Here is a 16,104-nt window from a genome sequence, read left to right as displayed (position 1 = left end):
CCCTCCCCCCAGAGCGGGGACCCTGGTCAGGAAGGAGCGCCGCTCGGCCGCGCGGGCCTCCGGCGAGCGATGCGCGAGGGCCTTGCGCAGCTGGGACCGGCCGCGGTGGATGCGCGAGCGGACCGTGCCGAGCTTCACGCCGAGGGTCGCGGCGATCTCCTCGTACGACAGTCCTTCGATGTCGCACAGGACGACGGCGGCGCGGAACTCGGGCGCGAGGGTGTCGAGGGCCTGCTGGACGTCGGCGTCGAAGTGGGCGTCGTTGAACATCTGCTGCGGGGTGGGCTCGCGGCTGGGCAGGCGCTCGGCCGCGTCCTCGCCGAGGGCGTCGAAGCGGATGCGCTGCTTGCGCCGGACCATGTCCAGGAAGAGGTTCGTGGTGATGCGGTGCAGCCAGCCCTCGAAGGTGCCCGGCGAGTACGTCGACAGGGAGCGGAAGACACGGACGAAGACCTCCTGGGTGAGGTCCTCGGCGTCGTGCTGGTTGCCCGTCAGGCGGTAGGCGAGACGGTAGACGCGGCCGCTGTGCGTGCTGACGATCTCGTCCCACGTGGGCGGAGTCCACGCCTGCCCGTCCGCGTCGGTGGCGAAGGTCGCGGTCTGGGTCTCGCCTGCGGCGAGACGGGTGGCGTGGCTGTCAGCGGTGTCGGTCACGGATCTCGGCCTGCCCGCCGACCCGAGGAAGCGCCGCAGCACTCCGCCCCGGTCCTCGGGTGCAGCCGCACCTCCCCTGTCGGCTCTGGTGGTGTCCAGTGGAGCCCCTACCATAGCCACCTCGCCCGTTAGCTCCGGATAAGCGGTTTTACGAGAATTTGATACACGCTGATACGGCTCATCCGCCTGCGTCAGCAGTTGCTCGGCGTCCTGATCCACCTCTCGCCCCCCGTCGCGCCTGCGGTCACCGCCTCTTCCCCTGTAAACGCCCGGTCCCATCTGCGGGTTCCCGACGCCAACGGATACAGTCACGCCCAGGCAACCACGGGGACAGGAGAGGGTCATTACCGGCAACCGGCAGACGAGCTGGGCGTTCGCCGACGCCTTTGTCGCCGAGGACGAAGCGCTGCGCTGGGCCCGCGAACGGGCCCGCGAGGCAGGGCTGCGCTCGGTGTCGCCCAGCACGGGCGCCGCGCTGCGACTGCTCGCCGCCTCCGTGGACGCGAAGGCGGTCGCGGAGATCGGCACGGGCTGCGGGGTGTCGGGGATGCACCTGCTGCACGGGATGCGGCCGGACGGGGTGCTCACCACCGTGGACCCGGAGCCGGACCACCAGCAGTTCGCCCGGCAGGCCTTCCGGGTGTGCGGCTTCGCCAGCAACCGGGCCCGCTTCATCCCCGGCCGCGCCCTGGACGTGCTCCCGCGTCTCGCCGACGCCGGCTACGACCTGGTCTTCTGCGACGGTGACCGGCTGGAGTACCCGGACTACCTCGGGGAATCGCTGCGGCTGCTCAGGACCGGTGGCCTGGTGGTGTTCGAGGGTGTCTTCGCCAACGGCCGCACGGTCGACTCGGGGCCGCAGCCGACCGAGGTGCTGCGGCTGCGCGAGCTGCTGCGCACCGTCCGGGAGAGCCAGGAACTGGTCTCCTCGCTGCTGCCGGTGGGCGACGGCCTGCTGTGCGCCGTCAAGCGCTGAACCCGCGGCCGAACCCGCGGGCGGGGGACGTGGACGCGACTGCCCCGGCACCGCGTACGATGCCGGGGCAGCCGGTAGGACAGGATCGCTGGGACGTCAGACGACGACCTTCTTGAGGGCGTCGCCGAGCGCCTCGGCCTCGTCAGGGGTCAGCTCGACGACGAGCCGACCGCCGCCTTCGAGCGGAACGCGCATGACGATGCCCCGCCCCTCCTTGGTCACCTCGAGCGGGCCATCACCCGTCCGCGGCTTCATGGCCGCCATGCTCGTTCCCCTTCCTGAAACCAGCTCATCGTCTGCCGACGGCCCCGCAAGGGCAGCCGCCATCCACAACGGACACGCGACACCGGCATCGAACACATTGCTTCCCAGCCATTATCCCGCATCGCAGCACCCGATGACCAACGTCGGTCGGCATCGCTTGGGCAACGCGCGCGAGCAAAACCACCCAATTCGGCGATGTGGCTGCGATACTTCGCCACCCCCGGCGGATCGGGCGAGCCGATCCGCTCTCATTTTCTTTGACGCAGGTCACACGTCCGGTCCGGCTCCTGGGCGGCGATCTCCGCCATGCTGTCCTCAGACAGGGGCGTACCGAGCGGTACGTCACCAGCCGCGACACCGGAGGGGATGCGCCATGGCCGACACCGTGCTCTACGAGGTGGGCGAGGGACTCGCGACGATCACGCTGAACCGCCCCGAGGCGATGAACGCGCTGAACATCGCGACGAAGAACGCCCTGCGGGAGGCGGCGGAATCCGCGGCCGGCGACACGGCCGTACGGGCGATCCTGCTGACCGCGGCCGGGGACCGGGCCTTCTGCGTGGGCCAGGACCTCAAGGAGCACATCGGGCTGCTGGCCAGTGACCGCGAGACCGGGGCCGGGCAGACCATGCGCACGGTCAAGGAGCACTACAACCCCGTCGTGCGCGCGCTCGCCGGGGCGGCCAAGCCGGTGGTCGCGGCGGTGAACGGGGTCGCGGCCGGGGCCGGGTTCGGTTTCGCGCTCGCCGCGGACTACCGCATCGTGGCCGACACCGCCTCCTTCAACACCTCGTTCGCCGGTGTGGCCCTGACCGCCGACTCCGGCATCTCCTGGACGCTGCCCCGGGTGATCGGCCCGGGCCGCGCCGCCGACCTGCTGCTGTTCCCGCGCAGCATCGGCGCGCGGGACGCGCTGGAGCTGGGGATCGCCAACCGGGTCGTACCGGCGGCGGAACTGCGCGCCGAGGCCGAGAAGACGGCGCGGGCGCTGGCCGAGGGGCCGACGGTGGCGTACGCGGCGATCAAGGAGGCGGTGGGTTACGGGCTGACGCACTCGCTGGAGGAGACGCTGGAGAAGGAGGACGAACTCCAGACGCGGGCGGGGCGGTCCGAGGACCACGCGATCGCCGTGCAGGCGTTCGTGAACAAGGAGAAGCCGAAGTACCTGGGCCGCTAGGCTCTGTCGTTTGGATCAGGCCGGCTGAGGCGTGCGGCGCCTTCCGCCGCGACGCCGGGTTGATCCAAACGACAGGGCCTAGGCCCGGGCGACGGTGCCGGCGCGGCCCCGGCGTCCCCTCACCGGGCGCCGCGGGCCACGCAGGCCGCCAGGTGGTCGTCGACCAGGCCGCACGCCTGCATCAGCGCGTACGCGGTCGTCGGGCCGACGAACCTGAGCCCCCGTTTCTTCAGCGCCTTCGACAGGGCCGTCGACTCCGGGGTCACCGCCGGCACGTCCGCGAGGGTCTGCGGGGCCGGGCGGGCGGCCGGGTCGGGGGCGTGGGACCAGATCAGCTCGTCCAGGTCGCCCTCGGCCCAGTCCGCGAGCACGCGCGCGTTGGCGAGGGTCGCGTCGATCTTGGCCCGGTTGCGGATGATGCCCGGGTCGGCGAGCAGGCGCTCGCGGTCGGCGCCGGTGAAGGCGGCGACCTTCTCGATCCGGAAGCCGGCGAAGGCCGCGCGGAAGCCCGGGCGGCGGCGCAGGATCGTGATCCAGGACAGGCCCGACTGGAACGCCTCCAGGCTGAGCCGCTCGAAGAGGGCGTCGTCGCCGTGGACCGGGCGGCCCCACTCCTCGTCGTGGTACGCCACGTAGTCGTCGGTGGACAGGCCCCAGGGGCAGCGCAGGGCGCCGTCCGGCCCGGCGACGGCCGCTCCGGTGCTCATCGCCGCTCCTCCGGTTCCTCGCCCTGCCGCCCAGGGGCGTGCTGGACGTGCGCCGCGGCGGCCCGGGCACCGGCCAGCGCGGACTCCAGGTCCGCGATGCGGGCGTCCCGCTCCGCCAGCTCGGCGGCGAGCCGGCCGAGGGCGTCGTCGACGTCGGCCATGCGGTAGCCGCGCGGGGCGAGCGGGAAGCGCAGCCCCTCCACGTCCGCGCCGCTCACCGGGCGGTCCGCGGGCAGCGGGTCGTGGAGCCGCTCCGGCGCCGCCTCGGGCAGCGGGGCGCTCTCACCGCCCCCCACCACGGCCAGGGTCACCGCGGCGACCACGACGGCCAGCGCGACGACCAGGAACAAGAACATCACCATCGCCTCAGGGTCCCCACGCTCGTTACCGGCGGCTTGCCGGAAGCTGGAAGTGTCAGGCTCCGATCGTGCCATGCGGGTCCGACAGTTAGGGTCGCAGGCGGCCGTACTGCGGAACGTACTACGAGAGGTCACAGCGGATGCTCAGGCTGGGCAGGCGGGAATTCGGCCCGCACGAGCCGGTGATCATGGCGATCGTGAACCGGACGCCGGATTCCTTCTACGACCAGGGAGCCACCTTCCGCGACGAGCCGGCCCTGGCCCGCGTGGAGCAGGCGGTGGCCGAGGGCGCCGCGATCATCGACATCGGCGGGGTCAAGGCGGGGCCCGGCGAGGAGGTCTCGGCGCAGGAGGAGGCGCGCCGCACGGTCGGGTTCGTCGCGGAGGTGCGGCGCCGGTTCCCGGACGTGGTCATCAGCGTGGACACCTGGCGGGCCGAGGTCGGCGAGGCCGTGTGCGAGGCGGGCGCGGACCTGCTGAACGACGCGTGGGGCGGGGTCGATCCGGGGCTCGCGGAGGTCGCGGCGCGCTACGGCGCGGGGCTGGTGTGCACCCATGCGGGCGGGGTGGAGCCGCGGACGCGTCCGCACCGGGTGACGTACGACGACGTCGTGGACGACATCCTCCGGGTGACCCTCGGGCTGGCCGAGCGGGCGGTGGCGCTCGGGGTGCCGCGGGAGTCGGTGCTGATCGACCCCGGGCACGACTTCGGCAAGAACACCCGGCACAGCCTGGAGGCGACGCGGCGGCTGGACGAGATGGTGGCCACGGGGTGGCCGGTGCTGGTGTCGCTGTCGAACAAGGACTTCGTGGGCGAGACGCTGGACCGGCCGGTGAAGGAACGGCTGATCGGCACGCTGGCGACGACCGCGGTGTCCGCGTGGCTCGGGGCGCAGGTGTACCGGGTGCACGAGGTGGCCGAGACCCGTCAGGTGCTGGACATGGTCGCCTCCATCGCCGGCCACCGGCCCCCTGCCGTGGCGCGCCGAGGTCTGGCCTGACGGGTCGCGGCCCCCGCGCCCTAGCGGGCCGCCTCCTTGGAGACCAGGGCGACGGCCTCCTCCACCTCGTCCGTGACGTGGAACAGCAGGAGGTCCTTCTCCGCGGCCTTGCCCTGGGCCACCAGCGTGTTCTTCAGCCAGTCCACCAGGCCTCCCCAGTACGCGCTGCCGAAGAGGACGATCGGGAAGCGGGTGACCTTCTGGGTCTGGACCAGGGTGAGCGCCTCGAAGAGTTCGTCGAGCGTGCCGAGGCCGCCGGGCAGGACCACGAAACCCTGCGCGTACTTCACGAACATCATCTTGCGGACGAAGAAGTACCGGAAGTTCAGCCCGATGTCGACGTAGGGGTTCAGACCCTGCTCGAAGGGCAGCTCGATGCCGAGGCCGACCGAGGTGCCGCCCGCCTCGCACGCCCCCTTGTTGGCCGCCTCCATGGCGCCCGGGCCGCCGCCGGTGATGACCGCCCAGCCGGCCTCCACCAGCCCGCGGCCGAGCCGTACCCCGGCGTCGTACTCCGGGGAGTCCACCGGCGTCCGGGCCGAGCCGAACACACTGATCGCGGGCGGGAGTTCGGCGAGGGTGCCGAAGCCCTCGATGAACTCGGACTGGATGCGCAGGACCCGCCAGGGGTCGGTGTGCACCCAGTCCGTGGGGGCACGCTCGTCCAGCAGCCGCTGGTCGGTCGTGCTGGCGGTCACCTGGCCCCGCCGTCGGAGGACCGGTCCGAGCCGCTGCTCGTCCGGCGGCTGCTTCTTCCCCTCGGGGTTTCCGGTAGCCATGTGCGCTCCCTCCGCTTGCCGGTAGTTCGATCTCAGACTAGATCCACACGGGTTACGGCGGGGGGACCCGCGCGTGTCCGGCGTGCGCCGACACGGTCGCGGAAGCTAGGCCGTGAGCCAGTTCCGCAGTCGCTCCTCGCCCGCGAGGATCTTCGCCGTCTCCACCCGCTCGTCGCGCTTGTGGGCCAGGTGCGGGTTGCCGGGGCCGTAGTTGACCGCGGGGACGCCCAGCGCGGAGAAACGCGAGACGTCCGTCCAGCCGTACTTGGGCTTCGGCGTGCCGCCCACCGCCTCGATGAAGGCCGCGGCCGCCGGGTGGGAGAGGCCGGGCAGCGCGCCGGGGCTGTGGTCGTCGACCGTGAACTCCTCGACACCGCAGTCGGCGAACACCTCGCGGACGTGCGCGATCGCCTCCTCCTCGGTGCGGTCGGGGGCGTAGCGGAAGTTCACCGTCACCACGCACTCGTCCGGGATGACGTTCCCGGCCACTCCCCCGCCGATGCCCACCGCGTTCAGGCCCTCGCGGTACTCCAGGCCGTCGATGACCGGCCGGCGGGCCTCGTAGGAGGCCAGGCGGGCCAGGATCGGGGCCGCCGCGTGGATGGCGTTGGCGCCCATCCAGCCGCGCGCGGAGTGGGCCCGCTCGCCCTTGGTCCGCAGCAGCACCCGCAGCGTGCCCTGGCAGCCGCCCTCCACCTCGCCGTCGGAGGGCTCCAGCAGGACCGCGAAGTCGCCGACCAGCCATTCCGGGTGGGTCTCGGCCACGTGCCGGAGGCCGTTGAGGTGGGCGGCGACCTCCTCGTTGTCGTAGAAGACGAAGGTCAGGTCGCGGTTGGGGGCGGGGACCGTGGCCGCGATGCGCAGCTGTACCGCCACGCCCGACTTCATGTCGCAGGTGCCGCAGCCCCACAGCACGCCGTCCGCGTCGAGCCGCGAGGGCACGTTGTCCGCGATGGGCACGGTGTCGATGTGACCGGCCAGGATCACGCGCTCGGCGCGGCCCAGGTCCGTGCGGGCGATCACGTTGTTGCCGTGGCGGTCGACCGTCAGGTGCGGCAGGGCGCGCAGGGCGGTCTCGATGGCGTCCGCGAGGGGCTTCTCGGTGCCGCTCTCGGACGGGAAGTCCACGAGTTGCGCGGTGAGCGCGGCGGCGTCCAGCGTGAGGTCAAGCGAGGTGTCGGCCATGGCCACGACCCTAGCGCGCCGCCCCGGCCGGGCCGGGGTGCTCGTGCGGCCCGCCCGTGCGGACCCCCGGCGGGGGTCCGGCGGGGCTCCAGTACCTTGTACGCGTGTCAGAGCCGTCCCCCACCCGTCCCGAGCGCCGCGGTCGTCTCCTGCGTTTCAGCGCGGCCCTGTTGGTCCTGTGCGGCGTCGTCGCGTACCTCGTGGTGCAGTACGTCACCGGAGGGGGCGGGGCGCGCGGCTGCACGGTGGTCCCGGCCTCCGGCGGCGGGGCGTCGTACGAGTTCACGCCGGAGCAGGCGGTGAACGCGGCGACCATCGCCGCCGTGGGCACCGGGCGCGGGATGCCGGAGCGGGCCGTGACGATCGCGCTGGCGACCGCCCTGCAGGAGTCGGGGCTGCGCAACATCGGGCACGGTGACCGGGACTCGCTGGGCCTGTTCCAGCAGCGGCCCTCGCAGGGCTGGGGCACCGAGCGGCAGATCATGGACCCGGCGTACGCGGCGGGCATCTTCTACGCGCACCTGGCGAAGGTGCCGGACTACCCGGACCTGCCGCTCACGGTGGCCGCGCAGCGGGTGCAGCGCAGCGGCTACCCGGAGGCGTACGCCAAGCACGAGCCGGACGCCGCGTTGCTCGCCGCGGCCCTGACCGGACGGGCGGCGGCCACCCTGACCTGTGACGGACGCCCGCAGCGCACGGCCTCGGCGACCGGTCCGGACGCGGTACGGCAGGCCCTGGTACGGGACTTCGGGCGGGACGCGCTCCAGGAGACCGGTGCGGAGGTGGGCGGGACACCCGTGCCCTCGCCGTCCCCGTCGCCGAGCGTGACCGCGACCGCGCACGGCCGGACGGTGACGGTTCCGGTGCCCCGGGGCGCGCGGCGGGACGCGGCCGGGCGCGGCGAGCGGGAGCGGGGCTGGCAGCTCGCGCAGTGGGCGGTCGCCAACTCCTCTGCGCTGCACATCGAGCGGGTGTCGTACGCGGGCCGGGTGTGGACCGCGGGCAGCGACAGCGACGCGTGGCGGCCGGCCGGCGCGCACGGGGCCGGCGGGGCGGAGAAGTCGGTGGGGGCGGTCCGGATCGTGGCCGGACAGTAGTACGGGCGCTCACTCCGGCGGGTTGTGCGGTGCGGTCCGGCGCGGCGGTGCGGGCGAAAGGCGCACCGCGCGGGCGGTCCCTTGGGAAACAAGGGGTGGAAGGATTCTGCACGCCGTGCGGGCGAATGTCCTTTGCCCGTTTTTATCCACACCTGATAATGCGATGCGTTATCCATTCTTTACCGGGGGCGTCCGCAACCTTCGAGGGTCTCGAGCGGTAGTCACGGCGTCCGAGCCGGACACGGACTCGGGCCCACACCGTTTTCTCCCCGTCGAATGGAGCATCATGACCCTCCCCCTGACCCGCCGGATCGCCCGTGCCGCGCTGCTCGTCGCAGCGGGAGCGGCCGCCGGGGTCGGTGCGGCCGGCTCCGCCGGAGCGGCCACGAACCTGCCGGCGGCCACCCCCGACCTGGGCGGCCTGACCGCGCTGGACGGCGCGCACGTCGGCAACACCCTCGACGGCGCCGCGAGCGGCGTCACCTCGGTCGCGGGTGACACGGGCGGCAAGGCGGTCAGGCAGGCGGTGCCGGCCGCGGGCAGGACCGGCGGCGGCGCCGTGAAGAAGGCGGCACCCGCGGCGCAGAAGGCCGCCGGGGACGCGGCCGGGACCGCGGGGGGCGTCCTGGGGGACGCCGCCTCCGGTGCCACGAAGGGCGGCCTGCCGACGGACTCCCTCACCAAGGGCGGACTGCCGACGTCGTCCCTGCCGACGCAGGGGCTGCCGACCTCGTCGCTGCCGACCAAGGGACTGCCGCTGGGCGGCTGAGCCCCGCTGTCGCCGCCGACGGGCCCGGGATCCGCTCCCGGGCCCGTCGGCCTGTCTTAGAGGCGGGAGACCGCCGCCCGGACCCGCTCGTCCGTCGCCGTGAACGCCACGCGGACGTGGTTGCGGCCCGCCTCGCCGTAGAAGTCGCCCGGGGCCACCAGGATGCCGCGGGCGGCGAGGTCGGCGACCGTGGTCCAGCAGGACTCGTCCCGGGTGGCCCAGAGGTACAGGCTGGCCTCGCTGTGCTCGATGCGGAAGCCGCCCGCGAGGAGGGCCGCGCGCAGGGCCTCGCGGCGGGCCGCGTAGCGCTCGCGCTGCTCGTGCACGTGGGCCTCGTCGCCGAGGGCGGCCACGACCGCGGCCTGGGTCGGCGCGGAGGTCATCAGGCCGCCGTGCTTGCGGATCTCCAGCAGCGGGCCCAGGACGGCCGGGTCGCCGGCGACGAAGGCCGCCCGGTAGCCCGCCAGGTTGGAGCGCTTGGACAGGGAGTGGACGGCGACGATGCCGTCGTAGGAACCGCCGTTGACGTCCGGGTGCAGGACCGAGACCGGGTCGGCCTCCCAGCCCAGTTCCAGGTAGCACTCGTCGGAGAGGACGAGGACGCCGTGGGCGCGGGCCCAGGCGACGATGTCCGTCAGCTCCCGCTTGCCGAGCACCTTGCCCGTCGGGTTGGACGGGCTGTTCAGCCAGAGCAGCTTCAGCCCGGTGGGGTCCAGCTCGCGCGGGTCGTCGTAGACCTCGTGGGCCGCGCGGGCGAGGCGGGCGCCGACCTCGTAGGTGGGGTAGGCCAGGCGCGGGTGGGCGACCCTGTCGCCGGGGCCGAGGCCGAGCTGGGTCGGCAGCCAGGCCACCAGTTCCTTGGAGCCGACGACCGGCAGCACGTGGTGGTGGGTGATCCCGCGGGCGCCCAGGCGGCGCTCCAGCCAGCCGGTGATCGCGTCGCGCAGGGCCGGGGTGCCCCAGACGGTCGGGTAGCCCGGCGAGTCGGCCGCGTCGATCAGGGCCTTCTGGACCAGCTCGGGGACCGGGTCGACCGGGGTGCCGACGGAGAGGTCGACGATGCCGTCCGGGTGGGCCTCGGCCGTCTTCTTGTACGGGGCCAGCTTGTCCCACGGGAAGGCGGGCAGGCGGTCGGAGACTGCGGACACGGGAATCAGGCTCACTTTCCTACGGTGCGGCAAACGCCTCGGTCCCGTACGGCGGTGATCGGGACGATCGGGCCGTACGGGACCGAGGCGGCGCGATATGGCGGCCGCTTGGCGCTCAGACGGTCACTCGCCCTGCGGCGGCAGCGCGGCGACGAAGGGGTGGTCGCGCTCGATCAGCCCCAGCTTGCTGGCACCGCCGGGCGAGCCGAGCTCGTCGAAGAACTCGACGTTCGCCTTGTAGTAGTCCTTCCACTCCTCGGGGACGTCGTCCTCGTAGAAGATCGCCTCGACCGGGCAGACCGGCTCACAGGCACCACAGTCGACGCATTCGTCCGGGTGGATGTACAAGGACCGCTGGCCCTCGTAGATGCAGTCGACCGGGCACTCCTCGATGCACGCCTTGTCCTTGACGTCGACACAAGGCTGCGCGATGACGTAGGTCACGCTGTCGTTCCTCCTCGATAGGGCGCTGGCGGGCCTCCTCAGGCTCCGCCGCCTGGCGCGCGGGAGCGCGGCGTCGTCGATGCCCGCCCCTAGTATCTCCGTTCCGGAGCATGATCCGCACAGGAGGGGTGAACTGACTGATGGAAATCTCGGCGAAAGGACGCCTGGAGGTCCGGATCACCCCGGCTGACGTGGGCAAACGGGTCTCCGTACGGCGCTTGGGCGAACCCGGTACCGGACCGGAGAAGTTCACTGACACGGTAGGTGTTCTCACATCATGGGACGGCGGCGTGCTCATGATCACACGGCGGGACGGCGAAACGGTACGGATTCCCCAGAACACGCTGGTGGCGGGCAAGGTGGTGCCCGCGGCCCCGGCGCGGCGCCGGGGGCCCGCCGCCACCTACCCGGAACTCGCGCGCGTCGCCGCGCGCGCGTGGCGGCCGCTGGAGAGCGAACGGCTCGGCGAATGGGAGCTGCGCGCCGCCGTCGAGGAGGTGCCGCGCGAGGGGGCTGCCCCCGGGCATGCGGCTCCGGGGGAGCGACCGGCCGGGACGGTGACCGGGCGGCGGACGGGCTTCACGCGCCGGGCCAACAGCGTGCTGCCGCTCGGTGACCCCGGTCTGCCGCTCGACGCGGCCCTGGCGGCCGTGCGCCACTGGTACGGCGAGCGGGGCCTGCCCGCGTACGTGCAGACCGCGACCGGCGCCGACGGCACGCAGGAACTGCTGTGCGCGGAGCTGGAACGGCGCGGCTGGGTGCGGGAGGTGACCGCCGAGCTGTGGACCGGGGCGCCGGCGCCGGTCGCGGACCGGGCCGAAGGCGCGCAGGTGGTCCTGTCCCGGACGGTGGACGAGGCGTGGCTCGCGCGGTACCAGCGCAAGGGGCTGAGCGAGGTGGCCCTGCGCGTCCTGTCCAGCGGGCCCTCGGTGTGGTTCGCCTCGGTGCCCGGTGCCGGCGAGGGCGAGCCGCCGGCGGCGATCGGCCGGTGTGTCGTGGACGGACGGTGGGCCGGATTCTCCGCCGTCGAGGTGGACCCCGGGCGGCGGCGGCAGGGGCTGGCCACCGCCGTGATGGCCGCGCTGGCCCGGCGCGCCCTGGACGAGGGCGCCTCGGCGGCCTGGCTCCAGGTGGAGGCGGACAACGAGGGCGGCCGGGCCCTGTACCGCGCCCTCGGCTTCCTGCCGCACCACGCCTACCACCACTACCGGGCGCCCGGGAAGCCGGAGGCATCCGGCCGCTCCGGGCGCCCGTAGAACACACCGCGGAAGGGCATGAGCCAGGCATGAGTCACCCGTATCTGCCGCCCCCGTACCCGCCCCCGCCGGAGCGCTCCGCCGAGCTGCGGCAGCGGTTCGCCGAGGAGGCCCGGGCCGAGCGGCCCGACCTGTCGGCGCTGTGCCTGCTGATCGGCGCGGAGACGGACGGTTCGCTGGACGAGACCGGCATCGACGCCGCGCAGGCCGAGCTGGACCGGCTGGCGGGCGAGCTGCCGTACCGGCCGGACGGCCCGCGCGCGTGGGCGGAGGCCGTGCGGCGGCTGCTCGGCACCCGCTACGGGTTCCACGGGACGCCCGGCGACTACCAGCGGCTGGAGTCCTCCCTGCTGCACGAGGTGCTGCGCCGGCGGCGCGGGCTGCCGATCCTGCTGTCGATGGTGTGGCTGGAGGTCGCGCGCCGGGCGGGCGCCCCGGTGTACGGGGTCGCGCTGCCGGGGCACTTCGTGGTCGGGTTCGGCGCGGCGGCCGAGCAGGTGCTGGCCGATCCGTTCGACGGGGGCCGGGTGCTGACCGGGGCGGACGCCGAGTTGCTGGTGGCGGGTGCGACGGGCGCCTCGCTCGACCCCGCGGTGCTGGAGCCGGCGCGGCCCCTGGACGTCGTCCAGCGCATCCTGAACAACATCCGGGCGTGGGCGGCGGCGCGGCCGGAACGGTCCGACGTGGCGCTGCGGGCCGTGGAGCTGGCCCTGCTCATCCCCTCGCATCCGGCGCGGCTGCGCTACGAGCGCGGCCAGCTGCTGGTGCAGCGCGGTCAGTTCGTCGCCGGCGCCGAGGAGATGGAGCACTACGCCGATCTGGTCGAGGTGGTGGACGAGTCGGTCGCGCGCAAGGTGCGCCAGGAGGCGGGCACGGCGCGGGCCAAGCTCAACTGAGCCCGGCGGCCACGGCCGTCCCCGTCAGAGCCATCCCTTGTCCCGGGCGATGCGTACCGCCTCGGCCCGGTTGCGCGCCGCCAGTTTCTGGATGGCGGTGGAGAGGTAGTTGCGCACCGTGCCCTGGGAGAGGTGCAGCGTCCGGGCCAGTTCGGCGTTGGTGGAGCCGTCGGCCGCCGCGCGGAGCACCTCGCGTTCGCGCTCGGTGAGCGGGTTCGCGCCCTCGGCGAGCGCCGCGGCGGCCAGCGTGGGGTCGATGACCCGCTCGCCGGCCAGCACCTTGCGGATCGCCTCCGCGAGCTGGGCGGCCGGGGCGTCCTTGACGAGGAAGGCGTCGGCGCCCGCTTCCATGGCGCTGCGCAGGTAACCGGGCCGGCCGAAGGTCGTCAGGACGACCAGCTTGACCGCCGGGAACTCCCGGCGCACCCGGGCCGCGGCCTCGATGCCGGTGCAGCCGGGCATCTCTATGTCGAGCAGCGCGACGTCCACGCCGTGCGCGCCGACGGCCGCGAGCACCTCGTCGCCGCGCGCGACCTGGGCGACGACCTCGATGTCGTCCTCCAGGCCGAGCAGCGCGGCCAGTGCCTCGCGGACCATCGACTGGTCCTCGGCGAGGAGAACCTTGATCATGCTCGTCATGCCCGGGATCCTACGTCCGGCCCGGTGGCCGTGGGCACGCGGGCGACGAGCCGGAAGCCGCGCTTGACCCGGCTCGCCTCCAGGGTGCCGCCGGCCTTCTCCAGCCGCTCGGTCAGGCCGGTCAGGCCGTTGCCCGGCCCCGTCCCGGAGCCCCCGCCGCCGTCGTCCTCGACACAGAGTTCGAGCACCGGCCCGTCCAGGGTCTGGCGGTGCAGCAGCTGGACGGCGCAGTGCTCGGCGCCGCTGTGCCGGACCACGTTGGTGACCGCCTCGCGCAGCGCCCAGGCGAGCGCGGACTCGGCCTCCTCGGGGACGCCGGCGAGGTCGGGGTCGGCGGGCACCTCGGCGGTGACCCCGGCGGCGGTCAGGGCGACCTGGGCGCCGGCGAGTTCGGCGGCGAGCCGGGGACGCCGGTAGCCGGTCACGGCCTCCCGGACGTCGACCAGGGCCTGCCGGCTGACCTGTTCGATGTCGGCGACCTGCTGGGCCGCCTTGCCGGGGTGGTCGGGCAGCATCCGGCCGGCCAGCTCGCTCTTCAGCGTGATCAGCGACAGCGAGTGGCCGAGCAGGTCGTGCAGGTCGCGAGCGAGGCGCAGCCGCTCCTCGTTGGCGGCGAGCTGGGCCACGGTGGCCCGGGCCTTGCGCAACTCGATCGTGGTGCGGACCAGTTGGCCGACCCCGACCATCGCGAAACCGATCAGCGGGACCAGGAGCAGGGTGTCGTCCGCCTCCTCGTGCCAGCGCAGTCCGACGAGGTACATCACGGCGGTCGCCGCCGGGATCGACCAGCACGCGGCCCGGACCGGCAAGGTCGCCCCGCAGGCGACCGACAGGTAGACGAACAGGCCGAGCCAGGCGCCGCCGAGGGTGTACGACAGCAGGGGGGCGAGGACCGCGAGGACCGAGATCACCGAGACGACGAACCGCGGCGAGAACGGCCGGCCGATGTTCCGGAAGACCAGCGTCAGATAGGCGGTGACGAAGGCGGCGAGGCCGATCGCGCCGCCGGCCGTGGCGCCCGGGGTGTGGCGGCCGGAGGCCAGGTCCTTCACCGGGGAGCTGAGGAAGACCAGCCAGACGCCGATCCACAGCACCTTCACCATCAGCTCGCGCCGGTTGCGGGGCCCCTGGCCGATGCGCACCTGGTGCTCCGGCCGCGCCTGACCGGTCCGCCGGTCTTCCGTCATGCTGCTCACGCCTTCAGCGTGTCCTTCCGGTACAGCCAGGCCGCGCCGCCCGCGAAGAGGACGAAGTAGACGGCGAGGACGGCGATGTCCGCCGCGTGCGGGGCCTGGTTCTGCTCGATCGCCCGTCCCAGGGCAGCGTACGCGTGTGTGGGCAGCCACTTGGCGATGTCCTGCAGGACCTGCGGGAAGGTGGTGGAGGGCATCCACAGGCCGCCGAGGATCGACAGGCCGAAGTAGACGATCATCGTGATCGGGCGGACCGCGTCCCCGGAGGCGAGGTAGCCGATGGCGACGCCGAGCGCGGCGAAGACCAGGCTGCCGGCCCAGATGACCCCGGTGAGCGCGAGCCACTGCCAGGCGTCGAGGCGCACCTGCTTGATGCCGGCGGCGACGGCGAACACGACGACGATGGCCGGCAGGCTCACCACGGCGGCGCTCGCGGTCTTGGCGAGGACGTAGCCGCGCCCGGGCAGCGGGGTCAGCCGCAGCTGCCGTACCCAGCCGCTCTCGCGCTCCTTGGCGATGCGCTCGCTGTTGCCCATCAGGACGGCGGTCAGGGCGCCGAAGGAGGCCATGGAGACCATCAGGTAGGTGGCGACGGTCAGTCCGCTGTCGCCGACCTTCTCGGTCGAGCCGGCACTGCTGGAGAAGATCAGGTAGATGAAGGAGGGGTAGAGCACCGAGAAGAACAGGAACTTCTTGTTCCGCAGGGCGCGGGACAACTCCAGTGCGATGAGGGCGTTCATGACTGCTTGGCCTCCTCGGCCTCCGTGATGGCGACGAAGGCCTGCTCCAGTCCGAGCCCGGCGACTTCGAGATTGCGGGGGTAGACGCCGAGGCCGTACAGGGCCTGCACGGTCGCGTCGGCGTCGGACGACTGGATGCGGACGGTCTGGCCCGACACGTCGAGGGAGGTGAGGAACGGCAGGCCGCGCAGGGCGCCGTCGTCGATCTGGCCCTCCAGGTCGAAGGAGATCCGCCGCGCACCCGCCCTGGCCTTGATCTCGGCCGCGGTGCCGTCGGCGAGCAGCCGCCCCCGGTGCAGCACGAGCACCCGGTCGGCGATGGCGTCGGCCTCTTCCAGGTAGTGGGTGGCGAAGAGGACCGTACGGCCCTGGTCGGCCTGTTCCCGCATGGTGGCCCAGAAGGCCTGGCGGGCGGAGACGTCCATGCCGGTGGTCGGCTCGTCCAGGATGATCAGGTCGCTGTCGCCGGCGGTGGCGAGGGCGAACCGGACCCGCTGGGCCTGGCCGCCGGAGAGCTTGTCGACCTTGCGGTCGGCGATCTGGGTGACGCCCGCTCGGGCCAGCACCTCGGACACCGGGTACGGCCGCGGGTGCAGCGAGCAGGCCAGCCTGACCAGTTCGGTGACGGTGACCCCGTCCATCAGGCCGCCGCTCTGCAGCATGGCGCCGACCCGGCCGGCGACGATCGCCTCGCGCGGGCCGGTGCCGAACAGGCTCACCGTGCCGCTGTCGGCGAGCTTGAGCCCGAGGAGCAGGTCCAGGGTGGTGGACTTGCCGGCCCCGTTCGGGCCGAGGAGGGCGACGGTCTCGCCCGGGTACA

Annotated in this window: 19 protein-coding genes; 7 read left to right on the top strand and 12 right to left on the bottom strand. The window is 73.4% G+C overall.

Annotated features, from left to right (window positions below):
- The coding region (sigE, locus tag IE312_RS13205; protein ID WP_189981374.1) for an RNA polymerase sigma factor SigE at positions 1–696 on the bottom strand (696 nt) is incomplete at its 3' end.
- A 235-nt stretch (positions 697–931) separates the two neighbouring features.
- Between sigE and IE312_RS13200 the strand changes: the two genes are divergently transcribed.
- Complete coding sequence (locus tag IE312_RS13200) at positions 932–1,630, top strand: O-methyltransferase (protein ID WP_306419740.1); 699 nt, start codon at positions 932–934, stop codon at positions 1,628–1,630.
- A gap of 96 nt (positions 1,631–1,726) precedes the next feature.
- On the opposite strand, the gene IE312_RS13195 is transcribed toward IE312_RS13200, so the two are convergent.
- A complete protein-coding gene (locus IE312_RS13195; RefSeq protein ID WP_018544333.1) occupies positions 1,727–1,894 on the bottom strand; it encodes a DUF3117 domain-containing protein in 168 nt (55 codons plus the stop codon).
- 373 nt (positions 1,895–2,267) lie between these two features.
- Here IE312_RS13195 and chcB point away from each other — a divergent pair, with 373 nt between their 5' ends.
- Positions 2,268–3,071 (top strand): 2-cyclohexenylcarbonyl CoA isomerase, encoded by an 804-nt coding sequence (gene chcB / locus IE312_RS13190; protein WP_189981373.1) that lies wholly within the window; start codon positions 2,268–2,270, stop codon positions 3,069–3,071.
- A 119-nt stretch (positions 3,072–3,190) separates the two neighbouring features.
- Here the strand turns inward: chcB and IE312_RS13185 are convergent, their stop codons facing one another.
- Positions 3,191–3,778 carry a DNA-3-methyladenine glycosylase I gene (locus IE312_RS13185; RefSeq protein WP_189981372.1) on the bottom strand — a complete coding sequence of 196 codons (588 nt, stop codon included), beginning with the start codon at positions 3,776–3,778 and terminating at the stop codon, positions 3,191–3,193.
- The gene (locus tag IE312_RS13180) at positions 3,775–4,140 is read right to left on the bottom strand and encodes a DivIVA domain-containing protein (protein ID WP_189981371.1); all 366 of its coding nucleotides are present in this window, start codon (positions 4,138–4,140) and stop codon (positions 3,775–3,777) included. The genes IE312_RS13185 and IE312_RS13180 overlap by 4 nt, the downstream gene beginning before the upstream one ends.
- Before the next feature lie 137 nt (positions 4,141–4,277).
- Here IE312_RS13180 and folP point away from each other — a divergent pair, with 137 nt between their 5' ends.
- Positions 4,278–5,138 carry a dihydropteroate synthase gene (gene folP, locus IE312_RS13175; protein WP_189981370.1) on the top strand — a complete coding sequence of 287 codons (861 nt, stop codon included), beginning with the start codon at positions 4,278–4,280 and terminating at the stop codon, positions 5,136–5,138.
- A gap of 20 nt (positions 5,139–5,158) precedes the next feature.
- Here folP and IE312_RS13170 read toward each other — a convergent pair whose 3' ends face one another.
- Together IE312_RS13170 and dapE are read right to left on the bottom strand one after the other, a co-directional pair.
- Positions 5,159–5,917, bottom strand: coding sequence for an LOG family protein (locus IE312_RS13170; protein ID WP_189981369.1), 759 nt, complete (start codon positions 5,915–5,917; stop codon positions 5,159–5,161).
- A gap of 105 nt (positions 5,918–6,022) precedes the next feature.
- Entirely contained in the window at positions 6,023–7,102 is a 1,080-nt protein-coding gene (gene dapE, locus IE312_RS13165; protein WP_189981368.1) for a succinyl-diaminopimelate desuccinylase, read from the bottom strand.
- Between the two features lie 104 nt (positions 7,103–7,206).
- On the opposite strand from dapE, the gene IE312_RS13160 reads away from it, so the two are divergent.
- Together IE312_RS13160 and IE312_RS13155 are read left to right on the top strand one after the other, a co-directional pair.
- Positions 7,207–8,199 carry a VldE C-terminal domain-containing protein gene (locus tag IE312_RS13160; RefSeq protein WP_189981367.1) on the top strand — a complete coding sequence of 331 codons (993 nt, stop codon included), beginning with the start codon at positions 7,207–7,209 and terminating at the stop codon, positions 8,197–8,199.
- A gap of 286 nt (positions 8,200–8,485) precedes the next feature.
- Complete coding sequence (locus IE312_RS13155) at positions 8,486–8,968, top strand: ATP-binding protein (protein WP_189981366.1); 483 nt, start codon at positions 8,486–8,488, stop codon at positions 8,966–8,968.
- 56 nt (positions 8,969–9,024) lie between these two features.
- Here IE312_RS13155 and IE312_RS13150 read toward each other — a convergent pair whose 3' ends face one another.
- A complete protein-coding gene (locus IE312_RS13150; protein ID WP_189981365.1) occupies positions 9,025–10,116 on the bottom strand; it encodes a bifunctional succinyldiaminopimelate transaminase/glutamate-prephenate aminotransferase in 1,092 nt (363 codons plus the stop codon).
- A gap of 123 nt (positions 10,117–10,239) precedes the next feature.
- On the bottom strand, positions 10,240–10,560 hold the full coding sequence (gene fdxA, locus IE312_RS13145; protein ID WP_014674796.1) for a ferredoxin: 321 nt from the start codon (positions 10,558–10,560) through the stop codon (positions 10,240–10,242).
- 140 nt (positions 10,561–10,700) lie between these two features.
- On the opposite strand from fdxA, the gene IE312_RS13140 reads away from it, so the two are divergent.
- Together IE312_RS13140 and IE312_RS13135 are read left to right on the top strand one after the other, a co-directional pair.
- Positions 10,701–11,816, top strand: a complete 1,116-nt coding sequence (locus IE312_RS13140; RefSeq protein ID WP_189981364.1) for a GNAT family N-acetyltransferase — start codon at positions 10,701–10,703, stop codon at positions 11,814–11,816.
- Between the two features lie 29 nt (positions 11,817–11,845).
- Positions 11,846–12,712 (top strand): transglutaminase family protein, encoded by an 867-nt coding sequence (locus IE312_RS13135; protein WP_189981363.1) that lies wholly within the window; start codon positions 11,846–11,848, stop codon positions 12,710–12,712.
- A 24-nt stretch (positions 12,713–12,736) separates the two neighbouring features.
- On the opposite strand, the gene IE312_RS13130 is transcribed toward IE312_RS13135, so the two are convergent.
- From IE312_RS13130 to IE312_RS13115, 4 genes are all read right to left on the bottom strand, one after another.
- On the bottom strand, positions 12,737–13,351 hold the full coding sequence (locus tag IE312_RS13130) for a response regulator transcription factor (protein WP_189981362.1): 615 nt from the start codon (positions 13,349–13,351) through the stop codon (positions 12,737–12,739).
- The gene (locus IE312_RS13125) at positions 13,348–14,538 is read right to left on the bottom strand and encodes a sensor histidine kinase (protein ID WP_189981814.1); all 1,191 of its coding nucleotides are present in this window, start codon (positions 14,536–14,538) and stop codon (positions 13,348–13,350) included. Before IE312_RS13125 ends, IE312_RS13130 begins: the two co-directional genes overlap by 4 nt.
- Before the next feature lie 5 nt (positions 14,539–14,543).
- Positions 14,544–15,284, bottom strand: coding sequence for an ABC transporter permease (locus IE312_RS13120; protein ID WP_189981361.1), 741 nt, complete (start codon positions 15,282–15,284; stop codon positions 14,544–14,546).
- A partial coding sequence (locus tag IE312_RS13115; RefSeq protein ID WP_229899652.1) for an ABC transporter ATP-binding protein occupies positions 15,281–16,104 on the bottom strand: 824 nt, incomplete at its 5' end. The genes IE312_RS13115 and IE312_RS13120, both read right to left, overlap by 4 nt.

It is taken from the genome of Streptomyces capoamus, assembly GCF_014654935.1.
Lineage (GTDB): Bacteria > Actinomycetota > Actinomycetes > Streptomycetales > Streptomycetaceae > Streptomyces > Streptomyces capoamus.
Note: the sequence above shows the minus strand (reverse complement) of the source record. Positions and strands in the feature narration are given on the sequence as shown.

What these genes read in the sequence shown, in the direction of transcription:
- IE312_RS13135 (WP_189981363.1), top strand. Translation starts at nt 11,846, where the DNA reads ATGAGTCACCCGTATCTGCCGCCCCCGTACCCGCCCCCGCCGGAGCGC.
- IE312_RS13180 (WP_189981371.1), bottom strand. Translation starts at nt 4,140, where the DNA reads ATGGTGATGTTCTTGTTCCTGGTCGTCGCGCTGGCCGTCGTGGTCGCC.
- folP (WP_189981370.1), top strand. Translation starts at nt 4,278, where the DNA reads ATGCTCAGGCTGGGCAGGCGGGAATTCGGCCCGCACGAGCCGGTGATC.
- IE312_RS13120 (WP_189981361.1), bottom strand. Translation starts at nt 15,284, where the DNA reads ATGAACGCCCTCATCGCACTGGAGTTGTCCCGCGCCCTGCGGAACAAG.
- IE312_RS13140 (WP_189981364.1), top strand. Translation starts at nt 10,701, where the DNA reads ATGGAAATCTCGGCGAAAGGACGCCTGGAGGTCCGGATCACCCCGGCT.
- IE312_RS13155 (WP_189981366.1), top strand. Translation starts at nt 8,486, where the DNA reads ATGACCCTCCCCCTGACCCGCCGGATCGCCCGTGCCGCGCTGCTCGTC.
- chcB (WP_189981373.1), top strand. Translation starts at nt 2,268, where the DNA reads ATGGCCGACACCGTGCTCTACGAGGTGGGCGAGGGACTCGCGACGATC.
- IE312_RS13195 (WP_018544333.1), bottom strand. Translation starts at nt 1,894, where the DNA reads ATGGCGGCCATGAAGCCGCGGACGGGTGATGGCCCGCTCGAGGTGACC.
- IE312_RS13185 (WP_189981372.1), bottom strand. Translation starts at nt 3,778, where the DNA reads ATGAGCACCGGAGCGGCCGTCGCCGGGCCGGACGGCGCCCTGCGCTGC.
- IE312_RS13130 (WP_189981362.1), bottom strand. Translation starts at nt 13,351, where the DNA reads ATGACGAGCATGATCAAGGTTCTCCTCGCCGAGGACCAGTCGATGGTC.
- IE312_RS13170 (WP_189981369.1), bottom strand. Translation starts at nt 5,917, where the DNA reads ATGGCTACCGGAAACCCCGAGGGGAAGAAGCAGCCGCCGGACGAGCAG.
- dapE (WP_189981368.1), bottom strand. Translation starts at nt 7,102, where the DNA reads ATGGCCGACACCTCGCTTGACCTCACGCTGGACGCCGCCGCGCTCACC.
- IE312_RS13125 (WP_189981814.1), bottom strand. Translation starts at nt 14,538, where the DNA reads ATGACGGAAGACCGGCGGACCGGTCAGGCGCGGCCGGAGCACCAGGTG.